Source organism: Rhodococcus sp. NPDC003382 (genome assembly GCF_053589135.1).
The window spans coordinates 48,617-69,194 of the sequence record NZ_JBSFRH010000032.1; the positions used below are offsets into that span (position 1 = coordinate 48,617).

General features: G+C 67.5%; 20 protein-coding genes and 1 pseudogene. 13 read left to right on the forward strand and 8 right to left on the reverse strand.

All coding sequences use genetic code 11. The features are described 5' to 3' along the window. Positions 1–58: 58 nt before the first annotated feature. A complete protein-coding gene (locus tag ACWDUD_RS20820) occupies positions 59–1,048 on the forward strand; it encodes an iron-siderophore ABC transporter substrate-binding protein (protein ID WP_450110497.1) in 990 nt (329 codons plus the stop codon). A gap of 10 nt (positions 1,049–1,058) precedes the next feature. Here the strand turns inward: ACWDUD_RS20820 and ACWDUD_RS20825 are convergent, their stop codons facing one another. Then, complete coding sequence (locus ACWDUD_RS20825; RefSeq protein WP_450110498.1) at positions 1,059–1,697, reverse strand: pyridoxamine 5'-phosphate oxidase family protein; 639 nt, start codon at positions 1,695–1,697, stop codon at positions 1,059–1,061. Positions 1,698–1,736: 39 nt separating this feature from the next. Further along, positions 1,737–2,621, reverse strand: coding sequence for a LysR family transcriptional regulator (locus ACWDUD_RS20830; RefSeq protein WP_450110499.1), 885 nt, complete (start codon positions 2,619–2,621; stop codon positions 1,737–1,739). Between the two features lie 110 nt (positions 2,622–2,731). On the opposite strand from ACWDUD_RS20830, the gene ACWDUD_RS20835 reads away from it, so the two are divergent. Both ACWDUD_RS20835 and ACWDUD_RS20840 read left to right on the forward strand, forming a co-directional pair. Beyond that, positions 2,732–4,438 (forward strand): acyl-CoA dehydrogenase family protein, encoded by a 1,707-nt coding sequence (locus tag ACWDUD_RS20835; protein ID WP_450110500.1) that lies wholly within the window; start codon positions 2,732–2,734, stop codon positions 4,436–4,438. Then, complete coding sequence (locus tag ACWDUD_RS20840) at positions 4,435–5,613, forward strand: CaiB/BaiF CoA transferase family protein (RefSeq protein ID WP_450110501.1); 1,179 nt, start codon at positions 4,435–4,437, stop codon at positions 5,611–5,613. Before ACWDUD_RS20835 ends, ACWDUD_RS20840 begins: the two co-directional genes overlap by 4 nt. A gap of 25 nt (positions 5,614–5,638) precedes the next feature. Here ACWDUD_RS20840 and ACWDUD_RS20845 read toward each other — a convergent pair whose 3' ends face one another. Beyond that, positions 5,639–6,124: an ester cyclase gene (locus tag ACWDUD_RS20845; protein WP_450110515.1), complete on the reverse strand. Its 486-nt coding sequence runs from the start codon at positions 6,122–6,124 to the stop codon at positions 5,639–5,641. A gap of 166 nt (positions 6,125–6,290) precedes the next feature. On the opposite strand from ACWDUD_RS20845, the gene ACWDUD_RS20850 reads away from it, so the two are divergent. Beyond that, entirely contained in the window at positions 6,291–6,932 is a 642-nt protein-coding gene (locus ACWDUD_RS20850; RefSeq protein WP_450110502.1) for a TetR/AcrR family transcriptional regulator, read from the forward strand. A 39-nt stretch (positions 6,933–6,971) separates the two neighbouring features. Here the strand turns inward: ACWDUD_RS20850 and ACWDUD_RS20855 are convergent, their stop codons facing one another. Genes ACWDUD_RS20855 through ACWDUD_RS20870 form a run of 4 tightly spaced genes read right to left on the reverse strand, consistent with a single transcriptional unit; the run spans position 6,972 to position 10,769 of the window. Continuing rightward, positions 6,972–7,718: a succinate dehydrogenase/fumarate reductase iron-sulfur subunit gene (locus tag ACWDUD_RS20855; protein WP_450110503.1), complete on the reverse strand. Its 747-nt coding sequence runs from the start codon at positions 7,716–7,718 to the stop codon at positions 6,972–6,974. A gap of 1 nt (position 7,719) precedes the next feature. Beyond that, positions 7,720–9,636 (reverse strand): fumarate reductase/succinate dehydrogenase flavoprotein subunit, encoded by a 1,917-nt coding sequence (locus ACWDUD_RS20860; protein WP_450110504.1) that lies wholly within the window; start codon positions 9,634–9,636, stop codon positions 7,720–7,722. A 39-nt stretch (positions 9,637–9,675) separates the two neighbouring features. Next, a complete protein-coding gene (locus ACWDUD_RS20865; protein ID WP_450110505.1) occupies positions 9,676–10,485 on the reverse strand; it encodes a hypothetical protein in 810 nt (269 codons plus the stop codon). Beyond that, the gene (locus ACWDUD_RS20870; RefSeq protein WP_197254038.1) at positions 10,482–10,769 is read right to left on the reverse strand and encodes a hypothetical protein; all 288 of its coding nucleotides are present in this window, start codon (positions 10,767–10,769) and stop codon (positions 10,482–10,484) included. The genes ACWDUD_RS20865 and ACWDUD_RS20870 overlap by 4 nt, the downstream gene beginning before the upstream one ends. A 172-nt stretch (positions 10,770–10,941) precedes the next feature. Here ACWDUD_RS20870 and ACWDUD_RS20875 point away from each other — a divergent pair, with 172 nt between their 5' ends. Then, positions 10,942–11,727, forward strand: coding sequence for an SDR family NAD(P)-dependent oxidoreductase (locus tag ACWDUD_RS20875; RefSeq protein WP_450110506.1), 786 nt, complete (start codon positions 10,942–10,944; stop codon positions 11,725–11,727). On the opposite strand, the gene ACWDUD_RS20880 is transcribed toward ACWDUD_RS20875, so the two are convergent. Next, positions 11,660–12,316 (reverse strand): TetR/AcrR family transcriptional regulator, encoded by a 657-nt coding sequence (locus ACWDUD_RS20880; RefSeq protein ID WP_450110507.1) that lies wholly within the window; start codon positions 12,314–12,316, stop codon positions 11,660–11,662. The genes ACWDUD_RS20875 and ACWDUD_RS20880 overlap by 68 nt on opposite strands. A gap of 159 nt (positions 12,317–12,475) precedes the next feature. Between ACWDUD_RS20880 and ACWDUD_RS20885 the strand changes: the two are divergent. From ACWDUD_RS20885 to ACWDUD_RS20920, 8 genes and pseudogenes are all read left to right on the forward strand, one after another. Beyond that, positions 12,476–13,786 (forward strand): annotated as a pseudogene (locus tag ACWDUD_RS20885) (flavin-containing monooxygenase); the annotation flags it as partial. A 159-nt stretch (positions 13,787–13,945) separates the two neighbouring features. Next, a complete protein-coding gene (locus ACWDUD_RS20890) occupies positions 13,946–14,824 on the forward strand; it encodes an alpha/beta hydrolase (protein WP_450110516.1) in 879 nt (292 codons plus the stop codon). 4 nt (positions 14,825–14,828) lie between these two features. Next, positions 14,829–16,406, forward strand: coding sequence for a fatty-acid--CoA ligase FadD1 (gene fadD1, locus ACWDUD_RS20895; protein WP_450110508.1), 1,578 nt, complete (start codon positions 14,829–14,831; stop codon positions 16,404–16,406). A 213-nt stretch (positions 16,407–16,619) separates the two neighbouring features. Beyond that, complete coding sequence (locus tag ACWDUD_RS20900; RefSeq protein WP_450110509.1) at positions 16,620–17,624, forward strand: AraC family transcriptional regulator; 1,005 nt, start codon at positions 16,620–16,622, stop codon at positions 17,622–17,624. Between the two features lie 223 nt (positions 17,625–17,847). Further along, positions 17,848–18,258 carry a hypothetical protein gene (locus ACWDUD_RS20905; RefSeq protein WP_450110510.1) on the forward strand — a complete coding sequence of 137 codons (411 nt, stop codon included), beginning with the start codon at positions 17,848–17,850 and terminating at the stop codon, positions 18,256–18,258. An 87-nt stretch (positions 18,259–18,345) separates the two neighbouring features. Continuing rightward, entirely contained in the window at positions 18,346–19,860 is a 1,515-nt protein-coding gene (locus tag ACWDUD_RS20910) for an aromatic/alkene/methane monooxygenase hydroxylase/oxygenase subunit alpha (protein WP_197254026.1), read from the forward strand. 16 nt (positions 19,861–19,876) lie between these two features. Then, complete coding sequence (locus ACWDUD_RS20915; protein ID WP_231611075.1) at positions 19,877–20,122, forward strand: toluene-4-monooxygenase system B family protein; 246 nt, start codon at positions 19,877–19,879, stop codon at positions 20,120–20,122. Then, positions 20,119–20,487: a Rieske 2Fe-2S domain-containing protein gene (locus tag ACWDUD_RS20920; RefSeq protein ID WP_197254024.1), complete on the forward strand. Its 369-nt coding sequence runs from the start codon at positions 20,119–20,121 to the stop codon at positions 20,485–20,487. The genes ACWDUD_RS20915 and ACWDUD_RS20920 overlap by 4 nt, the downstream gene beginning before the upstream one ends. Positions 20,488–20,578: the final 91 nt, after the last annotated feature.

Consider the following 20,578-nt stretch of genomic DNA (forward strand, 5'->3'; position numbering starts at 1 on the left):
CCGCACGCAGATTAGGGTTGCCTCATCGAACTGCCGTGCACACGAGTCGAGGAAATCCATGAAGCGTCGATCCGCCGCGCTGCTCACCGCCAGCGTCACCGCCACCGCCCTCGCTCTGACGGCGTGCGGCTCGAACGACACCGGAACCGAATCCGACTCCGGTACCGGCTCCGGCGCATTTCCCGCGACCGTCACCACCAAGTTCGGGGACGTCACCATCGATGCGCAGCCCGAACGGGTCGCCGCGCTCGGCTGGGGTGACGCCGAGACCGCACTCGCGCTCGGGGTTCAGCCGGTCGCTGCCAGTGACTGGCTCGCGTTCGGGGGCGACGGCGTCGGCCCGTGGGCGGAGGGGCTGTACACGTCGTCGCCCGAGCTCATCGGCACGCTCGAGCCGTCCTACGAGATGCTCGCGGCGGTGACCCCGGATCTGATCCTCGACACCAAGAGTTCCGGCGACCCGGCCCGGTACGAGTCGCTGTCGAAGATCGCGACGACCGTCGGCGTGCCCGAGGGCAGTGACGCCTATCTGACCTCCCTCGACGATCAGGTGACGTCGGTCGCGACGGCACTCGGCGTGCCGGAGAAGGGCGAGGAGCTGCTGTCGCAGATCGACGCGGACTTCGCGGCGGCCGCCGCCGAGAACCCCGAGTTCGCCGGCAAGACCGTCACCGTCGCGGCCTACACGTCCGACGGCTGGGGCGCCTACGTCGTCGGCGACTCCCGGGTCGATTTTCTGACCGAACTCGGGTTCGTGAACAACCCGCAGGTGCAGGCCACCGAGACGGACAGCTTCTTCATCCCGGTCTCCGAGGAGAACCTGAACCTTCTCGACGCGGACATGCTGATCGTCCTGCCGATCTACCTGCCGTCGGAGGAAGTGACGAACAATGTGCTGTTCCAGCAGATCCCGGCGGTGAAGGACGGCCGGTTCCTGGTGCTCGGCAGCGACTCGGACATCTCCGCCGCGTTCTCGACGAATTCGGCGCTGTCGGTGCCGTTCGCGCTCGATGAGCTCGTTCCGCTGCTCGCCGAACGGGTGCAGTGATCCGAGGTTCTCAGTAGAGCTCGGCCCGGTAGGCCTCCTGCCGGGCCGGCTCGAGGTCCTCGTGCTTCAGGTTGTGCTGCTCGGCGAGGATGTCGCGCAGCGACGGCACCGACTCGGGCTCGACCCAGGTCTCGGGGTCCCACAGCTTGGCGCGCAGGATCGCCCGCGCGCAGTGCAGATAGGCCTCGTCGATCTGCACGATCACCGCAAGCTGCGCAGGTTTGCCGGACATCGCGAGCTCGGCCAGCAGGTCGGGATCGGTCGACAGCGACGCCCTGCCGTTGACGCGCACCACCTCGTCGACACCGGGTACGAGGAACAGGATTCCCACGTGCGGGTTCTCGAGGATGTTGCGGTAGGAGTCGGCCCGCCGGTTGCCGGGGCGGTCCGGGAGCACGAGGGTCTTGTCGTCGGGGAACAGCACCTTGCTGATCAGGTCCCCGCGCGGCGAGCAGTCGCAGTTGCCGTCCGCGTCGGAGGTTGCGAGCACGAAGAATCGCGCCTGCTCGATGTACTCGCGCATCAGCGGCGTCGTGAACGTCGTGTGCTTCTCGAGGATCGCCGGCGTGGGCACCCCGACGACCGCTTCGAGTTCTTCGACCGTCTCGATCCTGGTCCGGACGAGTTCGTCGATCCTGCCGGTATCCACAGGCGTCACCTCCGCCCGAGACCGTACCAAGCCGGGAACCTACGGGAGGTCCATGTCCCGGAGCACGGCGACGACCCGGTGGGCAGCCGGGTTCGGATTCTCGGCGCGCCAGGCCATCGCGATCTCGAGTGGCGGCACCTCGTCCTCGATCGGCCGGTAGACCACGCCGTCCACCCGCACGTGCGTGGTGGAGTCGACGACGACCGCCACCCCAAGCCCGGCGCCGACGAGCGCGAGCAGGCTGTAGGGGTCGGGCGCCTCGTGCACCGTCCGCGGGGTGATCCCCGCCTGCGCGCACAGCGCGAACGTCGCCTCCCGGACGCGGGAGCCGTGCGCCGACGGATACATCACGAACGGGTCCGCGGCGAGTTCGCGCATCGCGATCCGTTCCTCGCCGGCGAGCCGGTGCTGCACGGGCAGCGCCGCGAGCAGCGTCTCCCTGCGCACGGTCAGCGTCTCCAGATCGCCGCCGACCGGTAGCGACACGATCCCGAGATCGATTGTGCCCGCGCGGATCAGCTCGACCGCCTGCCCCGAGTACGTCTGCGGTCGCAGCTCGAGCGCGATGCCCGGATATGCCTCCGCGACGGCGTTGGTCAGTCCCGAGAGCACGGCGTACCCGCCGGCGCCCCCGAATCCGATGCCGACGACGCCGGTCTCCCCCAGCGCCGCCGCCCGCGTCACCGTCCGGCACACCTTCAGTTGCGTCTCGATGATGCGTGCCGGGGCCATCAGCGCCGAACCGGCCGCCGTGAGCCGTACCGAGCGCGTCGTGCGCGCGAAGAGTTCGACGCCGAGTTCGCGTTCGAGGGACCGGATGGTCTGGCTCAGCGGCGGCTGCGCGATGTGGAGCCGCTCGGCCGCGCGCCCGAAGTGCAATTCCTCGGCGACCGCCAGGAACGCCTGGATCTGACGAATGTCCACGTCACCCCGCATTGTGTGGTGCTGGATATGAATAGCAATCGATTAGGTCTTGGACTCTACATGGTGTGGCGGGTGACAGTGGAGACGATCCTCGAGCCGAAGGGAATCCCATGAACTACGCGCACCGCGACCCCGCACTCCGAGCCGTCGCCGACCGGTGGATCGACGACGCGGACCGCACGAACACCGATGCACTGCTGGACCGGTTGGGTGCCGACACCGCCGATCGTCTCGTCCGGCTCGCGGCGGTCGCCGACAAGAATCCGCCCGTCCTTCGCCAATTCGACGCCGACGGGAACCGTATCGACCGGATCGACTACCACCCCGCCTACCTGGAACTGTGCGAGGCGGCGTTCGGCGAGTACGGGCTGTCCGCCCTCTCGCACCGGCCCGTCCACGGCTGGGACCGCACTCCCCCGCACCTCGTGAAGTACCTCGCGTCGTATCTGTTCGTCCAGGCGGAGTTCGGCCTCGCGTGCCCGGTGTCGATGACCGACGCCGCCGCCCGCACGCTGCGGATGTTCGGGGACCCGGACGTGTTCGGCACCTGGATCGACGGACTCACCTCGACCGGACCGGGCCGGTTGACCGGCGCGATGTTCATGACCGAAACCCAGGCCGGCACCGACATTGCACAGACCGATACCCGTGCCGAGCGCACCGAGACAGGATGGCGCCTGACCGGCCGGAAGTGGTTCGCGTCCAACCCGGACGCCGACGTGATCATCACCCTCGCACGATTCCCCGGTGGAGATCCGACCTCGACCCGCGGCGTCGGAATGTTCATGGTGCCCAAGCATCTTCCGAACGGCGACCGCAACTCGTACACGATCGATCGGCTGAAGGACAAGCTGGGCACGAGGTCGATGCCGAGCGGAGAGGTCACCCTGCACGGCGCCTACGCCCTGCAGGTCGGCGAGCTCGACCGCGGGTTCCGGCAGATGACGGAAATGCTCAACACCTCGCGGCTGTCGAACGCGATGCGCTCGGCCGGGCTGATGCGCCGCGCCGTCCGCGACGCCGCCGACCACACCCGCGAACGCGTCGTCTTCGGCAAACCCCTCTTCGACCAGCCGCTCATGCGCGCAACCCTGCTGCCGCTGCTGCTCGAGGCCGAGGGCGCACTCGCCCTCGTCGGCTACAGCGCCGACTGCCTGCAACGCGCCGACGCCGGCGACGCGGACGCCACGACCCTGATCCGGATCCTCACCCCGATCGCCAAGCACTACGTCTGCAAGAGGGCCCGGAGCGTGACCGGCGAGGCGATGGAAATCCGCGGCGGCAACGGCTACATCGAGGAGCGGGACTTCGCCCGGCTGGTCCGCGACTCGCATCTCGGTTCGATCTGGGAGGGTTCGTCGAACGTCATCGCGCTCGACGTCCTGCGCTGCATGCGCAAGCAGAACGCACACCGCGCACTCGCCGCGACCATGCAGGCCACGCTCGCCGCCCTCGCACCGGACTGCCGGCCCGGGGCGCAGATCCTCACCGACCTGTGGGGCTCGCTCGCGGCGACCGGCGACGATCTGCTCGCCGGTGACGACACCCGCGCGCAGGTCGAGATGGCGCGCTACACGGATGCGCTCGCGCGGGCGGTGATGGCGGTGCAACTCTACGATCTCGCGTCGCATCGCATCGACTGTTGCGGCGACCACCGCTCGCTGCTCGTCGCGAACGCGTACCTCTCCGATATGCGTTCGGAGACGAATACTGCTGCGCTGCAACATCTCGAGGTGATCGTCGACGGCACCGAGGTCGCCGCGGAGATCGCGCGGGGCTCGGCGCCGCGCACCGATCTGACGGGAGCTACCCGATGACGTATCCCACCGGCCCCGCCCCGCTGGCCGGGATCAAGGTCGTCGACCTGTCCAAGATCCTCGCGGGACCGTACGCGACGATGTCGTTCGCCGATCTCGGCGCGGACGTCGTGAAGATCGAACATCCCGACGCCGGTGACCCGACCCGTCAGTGGGGTCCGCCGTTCGTCGGCGACGACGCCACCTACTACCTGGCGGTGAACCGCGGGAAGAAGTCGGTGGCGCTCGATCTGAAGTCGGAGTCGGGGCAGGAGATCGTGCACCGCATGCTCGAGGACGCCGACGTCGTGGTCGAGAACTTCCGGCCCGGCAGCGGTCTGCAACGGATCTTCGATTACCGCGCGTTGTCCGAACGTCACCCGCACCTGGTCGTGCTGCACATCTCCGCGTTCGGCGAGGTGGGTCCGCGGCGCGACGAGCCGGGCTACGACATGGTCGCGCAGGCCGCCGGTGGGCTCATGTCCCTGACCGGTGAACCCGGCGGTCCGCCGATGAAGGCCGGGTACGCGATGGGCGACCTGGGCGCAGCCCTGTTCGGCACGATCGGGGTGCTCGCCGCCCTCGTCGAGCGGGCCCGGACCGGACGCGGCCAGTACGTGACGACGTCGCTGTTCGAATGCCAGCTCGCGATGCACGTGAACTGGGCGACGAACTGGTTCGCCGACGGCAAGCGACCGCACGCGCTCGGCTCCGCTCACCCGAATCTCGCTCCGTATCAAGCATTTCCAGCACAGGACGGCTATTTCGTCGTCGCGGTCGGCAACGACGGACTGTGGGACCGGTTGTGCACCGCGCTCGGCCGGCCCGACCTGGCCGAGCGTACCGAGTTCTACCGCAATCGCGATCGGGTCGCGAATCGGGAACTGCTCGAAAAGGAACTGACGGACGCGTTCGCGGATGGGACGGTCGATCACTGGGTTGCGGTCCTCGAGCAGCACGGCGTGCCGGTGTCGGCGATCCGCTACCTGGACGAGATCTACGACGACCCGCACACCGAGGCGATCGGGATGATCGGCACGGTCGATCACCCGTCAGGGCCGTTGCGCCAGATCGGCTTTCCGGTCAGTTTCGCCGGCGAACGTCCGCGACTCGGGTCGGCGCCGCCCGCGCACGGCGAGCACACCGACGAGGTGCTCGGTGCGCTGACCAGGGACGGCGCCGCGACGTCGGCGTAGCCGCCGGGGAGCAGCACACAGCCACTCACGCACTGTGTGCTGTTTCCTTGTGCGCCTTGCGTTTTGCGAGCGCGTTCCGGATCAGTCCGGCCGGGGTCGGAGGGATCCAACCGGCTTGCCGGGCCATGCCCAGGTCGTCGCGATCCGCCCAGTGCTCGACGAGTTTGCCGTCGGCGATGCGCAGCCAGTGGGTTTGATGCACCGCGAAACTCTTGCCGGTCGGCGCGAAGACTTGATCGACCCGGCCACGCTCGTCGTAGGTCACGAACGGCCCGACGTGCCGGGCCGTCATGACGGTGTCGAGGACGACGACGTCGTCCTCCTCCACGGCGTGGACGACTTCGTGGCGGAAGTCGCCGAAGGCTTCACGCAGCCACAGGGCGGTGGCGTAGAACCCGTCCGGACCTGGGACTCTCGCTGCGGGCGGCTCGGTCCGGGACTCGCGGTTGATCGCCTCGGGGGCCACGAGCCGGTCGAAAGTATCGCGATCACCGTCGGCCATCATGTGCATGAAGCGCGCAGCGACGGACTTGTTCTCCGTGGAGGAGGTCGTGTCGGCGACGTCCGGGACGGATGGGGCCGAAATGGAATGATTGATGTTCACGGCGGCTCTCCCTGCCGTTGAATGAAGAATTGGATACAGTGAGTCAGTATCCAAATACAAGTATGGACCCGCGATGCCGAAAGTCAATGGGAAACGCCGCTACGATGCGTCGGGGCGCCGGGAACGCGCGCAACAGACGCGTCTCTCGATCCTGCGGGCGGCCCAGGACTTGTTCGAGGATCGCGGGTACCGTCCCACGACGGTGACAGCGGTGGCCCAGCGCGGCGGCGTGGCACCCGAAAGCGTCTACAAGATCTTCGGAACCAAGGCAGGCTTGGCGAAGGCCGTGTTCGACTACACGATCGCCGGGGACGACGATCCGGTGCCCGTCATCGAGCGGCCCGAAACGAAGGCGATCTTCGCCGAACCGGATGTGCGGAAGAAGATCACGATGTATGCGGACCAGATGGCCGCCCGGCAGGTCCGCTCGGCCAGGATCCAGTTGATGCTGCGGGACGGCCGGCACGGGCAGGAGGACCTCGAGGAGATCTGGCGGCGCCTCGTCGACGAGCGCCTCAACGGGATGACCATGCTCGGACGCCACCTGCTCGACACCGGCCAGCTGCGCCCGGGAATCGAGCTGGACGAAGTGCGCGATGTGCTGTGGACCTATATCGCGGTCGATCTGTACGAGTTGCTGGTGCTGGGTCGAGGCTGGACCGTTGAGCGGTATGCGCAGTGGATCGCCCGCGCCATCATCGCCGCACTCACGTGAACACGGGGAACGGTGTCCCGGTCCGACGCTTCCGGGCACTCAGCGCCGGAACAGCTTGTTGCCCAGCCAGACGATCGGGTCGTAGCGCCGGCCCGCGACGCGTTCCTTCATCGGGATCAGCGCGTTGTCCGTGATGTGGATGTTCTCCGGGCACACCTCGGTGCAGCACTTGGTGATGTTGCACAGTCCAAGACCGTGCTGATCCTGCGCGGCGTCGCGCCGATCGGCGACGTCGAGCGGGTGCATCTCGAGTTCGGCGATGCGCATGAGGTAGCGGGGCCCGGCGAATGCGGACTTGTTGTCCTCGTGGTCGCGCACGACGTGGCACACGTTCTGGCACAGGAAGCATTCGATGCACTTGCGGAACTCCTGCGAGCGCTCGACGTCGACCTGCTGCATGCGGTACTCCCCCGGCGCCAGGTCGGGTGGCGGCGTGAACGACGGGATCTCGCGGGCCTTCTCGTAGTTGAACGACACGTCGGTGACGAGGTCGCGGATGATCGGGAAGGTGCGTACGGGGGTGACGGTGATCGTCTCGTCCGGGTCGAAGGTCGACATCCGTGTCATGCACATCAGCCGGGGCCTGCCGTTGATCTCGGCCGAACACGACCCGCACTTGCCCGCCTTGCAGTTCCAGCGCACCGCCAGGTCCGGGGTCTGGGTGGCCTGCAATCGGTGGACGACGTCGAGCACGACCTCGCCCTCGTTCGCTTCGACGGTGTAGTCGTGCAGGTCGCCGCCGTCGGCGTCCCCACGCCACACCCGGAAGGCCGCCTGGTAGCCCATGTCAGGACCTCCGTCCCGGATGATCGGCGAGTTCCTCGTCGGTGTAGTACTTGCCCAGTTCGTCGATGTCGAACAACGCGAGCAGATCCGGTCGCATCGGCTGCTGCCGCTCCGGGGTCACCGTCACGTCCGGGATGGATCTGTCGCCGCCGTCGGTGCGGCACACGAGCAGCGTCCGCCTCCACTCCGCGTCCATCGAGGGATGGTCGTCACGGGTGTGCCCGCCGCGACTTTCGGTGCGCAGCAACGCTGCTCGCGCCACGCACTCGCAGACCAGCAGCATGTTGCGCAGGTCCAGCGCGAGATGCCATCCGGGGTTGAACTGCCGGTTGCCCTCGACCGCGACGTTGCGGATCCGTTCGCGCAGCGTGGCCAGTTCGGCCAGGGCCCGTTCGATCTCGTCGGCGCGGCGGATGATGCCGACCAGATCGTGCATCGACTGCTGCAACTCCGCATGCAAGGTATACGGATTCTCGGCGCTGTCCGGGGCGGCCGGATCGAACGGCGACAACGCGGTCCGCGCGGCCGCGTCGATCGCGGCATCGGTCACCTGCGGCCGTTCGGTCAGCCCCTCCACGTAGTCCGCGGCCCCGATCCCGGCCCGCCGCCCGAACACCAGCAGGTCCGACAGGGAGTTGCCGCCGAGCCGGTTGGATCCGTGCATGCCGCCCGAGCATTCCCCGGCGGCGAACAGGCCGGGCACCGACGCGGCCGCGGTGTCCGGATCGACCTCGATACCGCCCATCACGTAGTGGCAGGTGGGGCCGACCTCCATCGGTTCCTTCGTGATGTCGACGTCGGCGAGCTCGAGGAACTGGTGGTGCATCGACGGCAGCCGCCGCACGATCTCGGCGGCCGGCATCCGGGAGGCGATGTCGAGGTACACCCCGCCGTGCGGGCTATCGCGACCGGCCTTGACCTCGGAGTTGATGGCTCGGGCGACCTCGTCGCGGGGCAGCAGATCCGGGGTGCGGCGGTTGTTCTCCTGGTCCTCGTACCAGCGGTCGGCTTCCTCCTCCGTCTCGGCGTACTGCCCTTTGAACACCGGCGGGATGTAGGAGAACATGAACCGCTCGCCCTCGGAGTTCTTGAGGACCCCGCCGTCGCCACGTACCCCCTCGGTGACCAGGATGCCCTTCACGCTCGGCGGCCAGATCATACCGGTCGGATGGAACTGGATGAACTCCATGTTGATCAGCGCCGCCCCGGCCCGCAGCGCGAGCGCGTGACCGTCCCCGGTGTACTCCCACGAATTCGAGGTCACCTTGTACGACTTGCCGATGCCACCGGTGGCGATGACGACGGCGGGCGCGTCGAACAGCACGAACCGGCCGGATTCACGCCAGTAGCCGAACGCCCCGGCGATGCGGCCCGACTCGTCGACGAGCAGTTCGGTGATCGTGCACTCGGCGAACACCTTCACCCGGGCCTCGTAGTCGCCGTGGGCGGCGTAGTCCTCCTGCTGCAGCGACACGATCTTCTGCTGCATGGTCCGGATCAGTTCGAGTCCGGTGCGGTCGCCGACGTGCGCGAGCCGCGGATAGGTGTGCCCGCCGAAGTTGCGCTGGCTGATCCGCCCGTCGGGGGTGCGATCGAACAGCGCCCCGTACGTTTCCAGTTCCCACACCCGGTCCGGGGCCTCACGGGCGTGCAGTTCGGCCATCCGCCAGTTGTTGAGGAACTTCCCGCCGCGCATCGTGTCCTGGAAATGCACCTGCCACGAATCGTGGGGGTTGGCGTTGCCCATCGCGGCGGCGCAGCCGCCCTCGGCCATGACGGTGTGGGCCTTTCCGAACAGCGACTTGCACACGACCGCGACACGCAGCCCGCGTTGCCGCGCCTCGATGACCGCGCGCAGCCCCGCGCCGCCCGCCCCGATCACCACGACGTCGTATTCGTGCCGTTCGACCTCCGGCATCGCTGCCCTCCCTGTCCCCTGGTGCCCCCGACGGTGCCGTCAGCCGACGAACCGCAGATCCGAGATGGTGCCGCTCGCAACGAGCATGATGTAGCAGTCCGTGATGATCAGCGTGCCCAGCGTGATCCAAGCGAACTGCATGTGCCGCGTGTTCAGTTTCGACACGAACGTCCAGATGCGGTACCGCACCGGATGTTTCGAGAAGTGCTTGAGCCTGCCCCCGGTGACGTGCCGGCAGGAATGGCACGAGAGCGTGTATATCCACAGCAGGATCACGTTGACCACGAGGATCACGTTGCCGAGGCCGAAACCGAATCCGCCGGGACTGTGGAACGCGACGATCGCGTCGTACGAGTTGACCACCGAGATCACGACGGCCACGTAGAAGAAGTAGCGGTGCACGTTCTGCAGAATCAGCGGCAGCCGCGTCTCCCCCGTGTAGCGGGCGCGCGTTTCGGCGACCGCGCAAGCCGGCGGCGACAGCCAGAATGACCGGTAGTAGGCCTTGCGGTAGTAGTAGCAGGTGAGCCGGAATCCGAGCAGGAACGGCAGCGACAGGAATGCGAGTGGGATCCACATGGGTAGCTCGCCCACCCACACCCCGAAGTGACTCGACCCGGGGGCGCACGAGGCGCTGACACACGGCGAGTAGAACGGCGTCAGGTAGTGGTAGTCGTCGACCCAGTAGGCGGTGCGCACGAACGACCGGATCGTGGCGTAGACGACGAAGATCGTCAGGCCCAGAACCGTGAACAGCGGGGTCAGCCACCAGCGGTCGGTGCGCAACGTTCGTTCCGCGATCCTCGCCCGGGTCGCGGAACGAACACCGGTGGCCGGCGGGGCGGTCACCGCTCCCCGTGGAGTCCGCCGAGTCCTTCGTCGTCGACGTCGACGCCCCGGAACAGGTTGTCGTCGTACGGCGCGTCGGGAACCGGGATGCGCTCACCGGTGTGCCCGCGCACCTCGGCCGGCGGTGCGCTGTCGAGCTCCTTCGCGTCGATGTCGAGTCGATCGAGATCGTTGGCCAGACGCTTGACCGCAGGGGCATCACCGTAGCGCGAGCGCAGTGATCCGACGCATTGCCGCAGGTGACCGATGGTGCGTTGCAGGTCCTGCATTTCGGTGGTGGACATCCGAACCTCCGAGCGGGCGGGTCGGCACGTCGGGCCGGCCGACACGATGTGACGCCATTCACAGTACGACAAACCTGGCGTCCGATCGGCGGGTTCCCCGCAATCGTCACCGCGCGCCCGTTCCGTCTCTACCATCGCGGCGACAGGTGGAACGGGAAACGGGGGTACCGGCGTGAAGGAAGCGAACGCAATCGTCGTCGGCGGCGCATCGGGGATCGGCTGGGCGACGTGCCGGCGGCTGCACGCGCGCGGAACACAGGTGATCGTGGCGGACGTGAACGCCGACGCCGCGCTGCTGCGCGCCGGAGAACTGGGCGCCGGTGAACTGGGCAACAGGGCCGTGGCGCGGCACGTCGACGTGCGGGACGAGGACAGCGTCGAGCGATTGTTCGACGAGATCGCATCCGAGTTCGGCGACATCGGCACGGTGGTGGACTGCGCCGGGCTCAGCGTTCCGGGAGCGATCACCGACCTGAGTCTCGACGGCTGGCGCACCACCCTCGACGTGTGTCTCACCGGCGCGTTCCTCGTGGTCAAACACGCGGGCCGGCGGGTGGTCGACGGCGGCAGCATCACGCTCATCGCCTCGCTCAACGGCCGGCAACCGGGCACCGGGATGGCCGCGTACTGCTCGGCGAAAGCGGGGGTGCTGATGCTGACCGAGGTCGCCGCGCTCGAACTCGCGCCCCGGCGGATCCGGGTCAACTCGATCTCCCCCGGCCTCGTCGACACGCCGCTGGTCGCCGGGGTGTCGCTGGTGCCCGGGCTCACGGAGGACTACCTCGAGAACACGCCGCTCGGCCGCAGCGGACGTCCCGAGGAGATCGCCGAGGTCGTGGCGTTCCTGGCGTCGGATGCGGCGGCGTGGATGACCGGGGCGAACATCGACATCAACGGTGGCGCCCACACCCGCCGGTATCCCGACCTGCTGGCGCACCTGGCGGCCATGGCTCCGTGACGGTCAGGCCCGGCATCACGTAACGGCGCAGAAACCGCAGCACCGCGGCCGGATCCTCGGGATCGAGGGTTGCGCCGGGCACGGTGGCGATGCTGATCAGCACCCGCGCAACCCATTCGGCCGCTTCGGCAGCGTCGATTCCGGGGTCGATCTCGCCGCGCTCGGCCGCCGCGACGAGATAACGGTTCCAGAATTCGGCCAGGTGCGGGACGAGTTCGTGGACGCCGGCGCCCGCGCACGCCGCGAACTCCTCCGGTTCGTCGGTGCGCAACCGGATCGCGAGCGCGCCCGGGTCGTCGTACGCGGACCGGCCGATCCGCACGCCCGCCGCCAACTGCTCGACGAGTGAACCGCATTCGGCGAGCGTCGCGTGCGCTCCGGCCCAGTAGGCCGTGTCGAGGCGGACGATGACGCTGCCGACCAGGGTCGCCTTGTCCGGGAAGTGCCGGTACAGCCAGGCCCGGGACACCCCCGCGGCTTCGGCGACCTCGAGCACGGTGGTTGCTCGGATCCCCTTGTCCCGCAGGCATTTCTCGGCGGCGTCCAGCAACCGTTCCCGCACCGTCGTCGCTTCGGCTTCCGTGCCCATCGTGCCTCCGCACCGGTCCCGGCCCGGTGCCGTGACACAACCGCGACGATACGCGCAGTAGACAGTTTTCGAGATCTGTTCACACCGGAGGGAAACATGTTCTAGATTGGCGGGCACCGCGCCGGAACCGCTCCGGCAGCAGGATCGAGGAGCTGACGCATGCCGGCACCGACCACGGCCGTCATCGGAGCAGGAATCAGCGGGCTGACGACCGCAAAGATGCTGGGCGACTACGGCATTCCCTACACCTGTTTCGAGACCTCCGATCGCATCGGCGGCAACTGGGCATTCGGGAACCCGAACGGCCACAGCAGCGCCTACCGGTCGCTGCACATCGACACCTCGAAGCATCAGTTGTCCTTCAAGGACTATCCGATGCCCGACGAGTATCCGGATTTCCCGCACCACACCCAGATCAAGGCATACTTGGACGGGTACGCCCGCGCGTTCGACCTCGAGAAGAACATCGAGTTCCGCAACGGTGTGGTGCACGCCGAACCGGTGGAGAGCGGCGGCTGGGACCTCGACCTCGAGGACGGCAGCACCCGGCACGCCGATTTCCTCGTCGTCGCCAACGGCCATCACTGGGATCCGCGGATGGCGGAGTTCCCCGGCGAGTTCACCGGCACCGAGATCCATTCGCACCACTACATCGACCCGCAGACCCCGCTGGACTTCACCGGCCGGCGGATTCTCGTCGTCGGCCTCGGCAACAGCGCCGCGGACATCGCCGTCGAGCTGTCGTCGAAGACGCTCGGCAACGAGGTCACCCTCTCCACCCGGTCGGGTGCGTGGATCGTGCCGAAGTACATCGCCGGCAGACCCGCCGACAAGTACTACCGCACCAGCCCGTACCTTCCTCTCGCGTGGCAGCGCAAGGTCGCGCAACTCGGCCAGCCGCTCCTGTCCGGCCGCCCCGAGCGGTACGGCCTGCCCACCCCGAATCACCGCTTCTTCGAAGCACATCCGACCCAGTCGGTGGAACTGCCGCTGCGCCTGGGTTCCGGTGACGTGATCCCGAGACCCGATGTCCGCCTGCTCGACGGCCGGACGGTGCATTTCGAGGACGGGACGTCCGGCGAGTTCGACATCATCGTCCACGCCACCGGGTACAACATCACGTTCCCGTTCTTCGACGAGGACTTCATCAGCGCGCCGGGCAACCGCATCGACCTGTACAAGCGGATCTTCGTACCCGGCATCGACGATCTCGCGTTCGCCGGGTTCGCCCAGGCGACCCCGACACTGTTCCCGTTCGTCGAATCCCAGGCGCGGCTCATCGCCGCCTACGCGGCGGGCCGTTACCGGCTGCCGCCGATCGCCGACATGCGGCGGGTGATCGCCGAGGACCAGCAGAAGTACACCGGTCACATGCTCGACCGGCCGCGGCACACCCAGCAGGTCGACTATTTCCTCTACGAGCACGACCTGCGCACCCGCGAACTGCCGGAAGGTGCGGCCCGCGCGGCTCTCGTGGCAGCCGCACCGCCCGACGACCGGTGCGCAGCGCCGGCCTTCTCGGCCTCCTGCCGCAGCGTCACGTTCGCTTCGTCCGGAACCCCGTGCGACGCCTGGTATTTCCGCGCCTCCGACGACCGCCTCGCGAACGACCGGGGCCGGCCGATCGTGGTGATGGCACACGGGCTCGGCGGCACGAAGGACTCCGGGTTGCAGCCGTTCGCGCAGCGGCTCGCCGACGCCGGACTCGACGTGTTCGTATTCGACTACCGCGGGTTCGGCTCCTCGGGCGGCGCGGTGCGTCAGCGTGTCGACGTGGCCGATCAGCTCGACGACTACCGGGCCGCGCTGTCGGCCGCGGCCGCACTCGACGGCGTCGATCCCGGCCGGGTCGCGTTGTGGGGGGTGTCCCTGTCGGGCGGACACGTGCTCGCGGTGGCCGCCGGCCGCACCGACGTCGCCGCGGTGGTGTCGATGACCCCGCTCGTCGACGGCCGCGCCGCCTCGGTGACCGCGCTGCGTCACCACAGCGTCCGGACGCTCGCGCGCTCGGCCGCGATCGGTCTGCGCAGCCGCGTCGGCGCCCTCACCGGGCGGACCGGCATCACGATCGCGGTTGTCGGCCGCCCCGGCGAGCCGGCGGCACTGAGCCTGGACGGCTATTTCGAGGACTACACCGGCATCGCCGGGCCGACCTGGCGCAACGAGATCGACGCGGACATCACGATGCAGCTCGGGTCGTACCGGCCGGCGAAGCAGGCGAAGAACGTGCGGTGCCCGGTGCTGATGCAGATCGCCGATTTCGATCGCAGCGCACCCCCGCACTCCGCGGCCGTCGCCGGGTTCGCCGCCCGCGCCGAGGTCCGGCACTATCCGTGCGACCACTTCGGTCTCTACGCCGGTCACCGCGGATTCGACGCTGCGGTCGAGCATCAGGTCCTGTTCCTCGCACGGCACCTCGGAACCGTCCCGGACGAGGCTGCCGAGGTCACGGCAGCCGCCCCGGAACCGGCCCGCGGCCGGCACGCCGCCCCCACGACACGAAGGTAGGACGATGGCCGAGACCGTCCAGCAGGTACTGCGCGAGCGCCTCGACGACACCACCGTCGCGCTCGTCCACGGCGACCGCACCTGGACCTGGCGGGAACACCTCGGCGAGGCGTCGGCGCAGGCCGCCGCACTCCTCGCCATCGCCGACCCGGCTCGGCCCGTGCACGTGGGCACCCTGCTCGGCAACACCCCGGACATGCTCACCGCGATCGCCGCGGCCGGCCTGGGCGGGTACGTGCTGTGCGGCATCAACACCACCCGCCGCGGGGACGGTCTCGCCCGGGACATCCGGCGCGCCGATTGCCAGATCGTCGTCACCGATGCCGAACACCGGCCGCTGCTCGACGGTCTCGACCTGACCGGAGTGCGGGTGTTCGACACCTCGACACCGGAATGGGCCGAGTTGATCGCCTCGGCCGGGGACCTGACCCCGCACCGCGAAGCGGCAGTCATGGACACGTTCATGATGATCTTCACGTCCGGCACCAGCGGCGATCCGAAACCCGTGCAGGTCGCGCACCTCACGGTGCTCTTCTCCGGCCGCAACCTCGTCGACCGGTTCGACATCACCGGCGACGACGTCTGCTACTTGTCCATGCCGCTGTTCCACTCCAACGCGATCGTGGCGGGGTGGAGCGTCGCGATCAACAGCGGGGCGGCGATGGTGCCGGTGTCGTTCTCGGCGACACGCTTCCTCGACGACGTCCGCCGCTACGGCGTCACGTACATGAACTACGTCGGCAAACCCCTCGCCTACGTTCTCGCCACACCCGAACAACCCGACGATCGCGACAATCCGCTGCGGGTGGCGTTCGGCAACGAGGCCACCGACCGCGACATCGACGAGTTCTCGCGTCGTTTCGGCTGCACGGTCTTCGACGGATTCGGGTCGACGGAACTGGCCATCATCATCACGCGCGAGCCGGGCACCCCACCCGGGTCGATCGGCCGCGGTCTCGACGGTGTCGCCGTCTATGATTCCGACACCCTCACCGAGTGCGAGCCGGCGGAGTTCGACGAGAACGGCGCATTGATCAACGCGGACAAGGCAATCGGTGAACTCGTCAACACGCACGGTGGCGGGTTCTTCTCCGGCTACTACAACGATCCGGACGCCACGAACGAGCGGATGCGCGGCGGCATGTTCTGGTCGGGCGACCTCGGCTACAGGGATGCGGTCGGGTGGATCTATCTGGCCGGACGCACCGCCGACTGGATGCGCGTCGACGGCGAGAACCTCGCCGCCGCCCCGATCGAACGGATCCTGCAGCGCCTTCCGGCCCTGAACCGGGTCGCCGTCTACGCGGTCCCCGACGAGACCGTCGGCGATCAGGTGATGGCGGCGATGGTGCTGCAGGACGATGCCGACCTCTCCCCCGACGAGTTCGAGCAGTTCCTCGCCGCGCAGTCCGACCTGTCCCCGAAGGCATGGCCGCGCTGGGTGCGGATCGACCGCGACCTGCCGGTCACCGCGACGAACAAGATCCTCAAGCGCGAACTGAAGGCACAGGGCGTCACCGCGGGCGGTGGTGTGCTGTGGCAGCGGAAGGGTCGCACGCACTTCGAGGAGGTCGCGCGCTGAGCGCCTCGCCCGGAACGTGTGACAGGCACTCGTAGGACGCGATTTCCCTGTCTGCACCTGCGCGGTCACCGCAATTCGACCGAAACTGGCACGAGCACCCTCCTCGGCGTACACTGCCGTGACGCGGGTCACACCACACCCGCGATGGCTGCCCCACGTCTTTCACACAACGCATTCGCGCGGGGGGACCAGAGAAGTAGAGGTGCTGCTTACATGGCGATGGAACCCCTTGCCGGTTGCACTCAGTTCCGCACCGGAGACCTCGATGTGATCCGCGATGTCGGCGCCCGTCTCCTGGTGCCCCACAAGGTGCAGGCCTTGGGCGCGGTGTCCTCGAATGCGCGGATGAACGCCGCCAAGCTCGGCCACATCACTCTGGCGTACCTGAAGTACGAATCCCGTATCACGCTGGAGGCGCCGACGACCGAGGCGCAGTACTTCTTCACTCTGCCCCTGACGGGAAGCGCGGAAGCGCGGCGGGGCCGGCACGAAACCGCTGTGTCGATACCGAACCACGGCGTGGCCTATCGGGCGGACGACCCCTCGATGATCGCCCTGACCCCCGACTACAGCATGTTCTTCGTCCGCATCGAACGCCACGCTCTGGAACGGCAGCTTGCAGGCCTGCTGGGCTGCGAGATCAAGGCGCCGCTGTGCTTCGACTTCGGCATGGACCTGACCACCCCGCCGCTGCACACCTGGGTCGACAGCGTCAGGCTGCTGCAGGCCGAGATGGAACGCGACGCGGAGATCGGTCACCAGCCGCTCCTGGTCGCACGCGTCGAAGAACTGGTGATGACGGGCTTGCTGGTCGGTCAGCCGCACAACTATTCCGAACAGCTGCTCAGCACACACGGACCGGCACGGCCGCGTGTCGTGAAGCAGGCGATCGACCTGCTCGAACAGCAGCCGGAAGAACCATGGACGATATCGGAACTCTCCCGCGCGATCGGGGTCAGCGCCCGAACGCTGCAGTCCGGGTTCCAGCGCTACGTCGGCGTATCCCCGACCACCTATCTGCGTGAAGTCCGCCTTCAGCGTGTGCACGCGGAACTCTGCAACCCGGAGGTGCAGACGTCCGTCTCGGACAGTGCGTTCCGATGGGGCTTCACGCATCTCGGGCGGTTCGCCGCGGCCTATCGCAACAAGTTCGGCGAGACACCGTCCGAGACTCTGCGCAACAGGGAACCACAGAGCTCCCTGTCGCCGACGTGGTGAGGCGAGCGTCGACGCGGCTTTCGAACTCGTTGCGCAATCCGGCCAGACCCTGCGCCGGGCGGATATTCCTCCCTCTGTGATCCACCTAACATTTCTTCCACGCGAGCGGGAATCCACCGGAACGAAGGCGCGACAGCGAGCAAAGCGCGTGGCCGGAACTCCCGCCCCGAAGGGGACGCGGTCCAACCGACGTCCCGTCCGGAGAAGAAGAAGAGGGATTCACATGTCCGTCATCAGCGTCGAGCCTCCCGCAGCCCGTTCGACACACCTCGCATCCCCCGCAGCACTCACGGTGAACGAATTCGACAGCGAGGCAATCGAACTCCTTCTCGCAGGCGAGATCGTCGGCGACGACGGCGCCGCCGTGACCGACGCCGTCGTCGGAGTATGGGGCGTGCTCCTCGACGCCGAACCCGAGGGAGTCTTCGAGATACTGGCGCACGGTTCGCGCGCCGCTACCGATGCGATCGAAATCCACGTCAGCGCACCCGGATACGACCGGTGCACGGTCTCGCTGGTCGTGGACGACACGATCCCGATCGACAAGGCAGAGGTCGCGATTCGGCCGTCTCGCCTCAGGGACGGCACGCTCGTCGTCCTGTACACCTTCGAATTGCATCGGACTCCCGGATAGCAGGAATCGAACCATCACGATTCCGCTGCAACACCTTTCGCCGCAACGCGGCGTGCACACACCAAGCACGACAGTAAGGGAAACGACATGCCCAAGTTGGCGCGATCGGAATGGTACGACCTCACGCGGGACATGAACTGGACACTTCGATACGTCGAGGAGGACCAGGTGTGGCCGCAGGTCCAGTCCAACAGTTACGGAATCCCGACGGAGCAGTGGTGGATCTGGGACGAACCGTACAAGATCACCTACCCGGAGTACGTCCACAACCAGGTCGACAAGGACACGTCCGTCTACGCGGTCAACTCCATCCTGGCCCGCTCGGCAATGTACGAAAACCTCGACCCCGGATGGAAGTCGGCGATCCTGGCGCACTACGGCGCCATCGCGGTTCCCGAATACATGGCAGGTATCGGTGAGGCCCGCATGGGCCGGTTCGGCCGGTCGGCCGCGTGGCGGAACATGGCCACCTACGGAACGCTCGACGAGACTCGACACGGCCAGATCCAGACCTTCTTCCCCCACGGACTCCTGCCGGAGGAACCCCGAGCCGACTGGGCGCACAAGGCATTTCACACCAACGAATGGGGCGTGATCGCAGCACGCAGCCTCTTCGACGACATGTTCACCGCCAACGACGCCGTCTCGACCGCGATCCAGCTGACCTTCACCTTCGAGACCGGCTTCACCAACCTGCAGTTCCTCGGCATGGCCGCCGACGCGATGAAGGTCGGCGACGTCGACTTCGCATCGTTGATCTCGTCGATCCAGACGGACGAGGCCCGGCACGCCCAGCAGGGCGAACCGACGATCAAGGTCCTCATCGCCAACGGTCAAGCGGACGTCGCGCAGAAGCTCGTCGACCACATGTTCTGGCGCACCTGGCACATCTTCGCCCTGCTGACCGGGCTGTCGATGGACTACTACACCCCGCTCGAGCACCGCAAGCACTCGTTCAAGGAATTCATGAACGAGATGGTGATCAAGCAGTTCGTGGACCAGTTCCGCGACTTCGGTCTCGAGGTGCCGTGGTACTGGGAGAGCCATTTCCTGCAGGAACTGGACTGGTACCACCACGGTCTGCATCTCGGGGTGTGGGGCTGGCGGCCGACCGTCTGGTGGAATCCCGACGCCGGGGTCTCCCCCGAGGAACGGGATTGGCTCGAGGAGAAGTATCCCGGCTGGAACGACACGTTCGGCAAGGTGTGGGACGCCATCACCGCGAACATCCGCGCCGGCAAACCCGAACTGACCCTGCCGGAAACGTTCCCGATGGTCTGCAACATGTGCCAGATCCCGCTCGTGAACCCGGCCGGCCACCTGGTCGGCAAGCTCGACAGCCCCGAGCCTCTGATCCTGGACACCGACGGCCGGCGCCGGCTCTTCTGCTCGGAACCGTGCAAGTGGGTCTACGAGCAGAACCCGGAACGCTTCGCCGGGCATCTCAATATCATCGACCGCTTCCTGAGCGGAGTCATCCAGCCACCGACCATCGAGGGCGCTCTGAACTACATGGGTCTGTCGCCGGCAGAACAGGGACAGGACGCCACGAACTACGCCTGGGCATTCGCCGGACAACCCGGCAGCCGGCAGGCCAGCTGAGAGAAAGGATCTCGACATGGCACTGTTTCCCGTGCAAGGGATCTTCGACGGCGACTTCGTCGTTCTGCTCGTCCCGATCGACGACACGGACCCGATGTCGGTCGTCGCCGAGAAGGTGGCGTACCACGCCGCCGGCCGCCGCGTCGCAGCCCAGCCCCGGCCCCTGCAGGTCCGGTTCCAGGGCCGGGTACTCGCCGACACCGCCACCGTGACCGACGCGGGAGTGGGCCCGCTCGACGTGCTGCAGGTGGGATACCGATGAGCGCCCCCGAAGTCGGCTGGACCGACGCACTCGAAACCGACGAACTGTGGGAAGGCGACATCCTCGACGTGGAGGTCGAAGGAGAGCAGATCCTGCTGGTCCACCACAACGGCGGCGAGATCCTGGCTTTCCAGGGCATGTGCCCGCACCAGGAAGTGCTGCTCGCCGACGGTGAGTGGAACGACGAAGCAGGCACCCTCGAATGTCCCGGACACAAATGGGAATTCGACATGCGCACCGGAGAAGGACTCAACCCCACCGGCTGCAAGCTCTTCCGCTTCCCCGTCCGTGTCACCGACGAGCAGATCCAGGTCGGTATCCCGAACGACGGCAAACGCCACTACAACCGGGCCAACGAAAGCTAGTGCCGCACCCGTGAACCTTTGCCCCGTTGCAGCCGACACGCCGACCACTTCCGGTGTGCCGGCCACGGCATCGGTCAACCTGGTCGAGTGG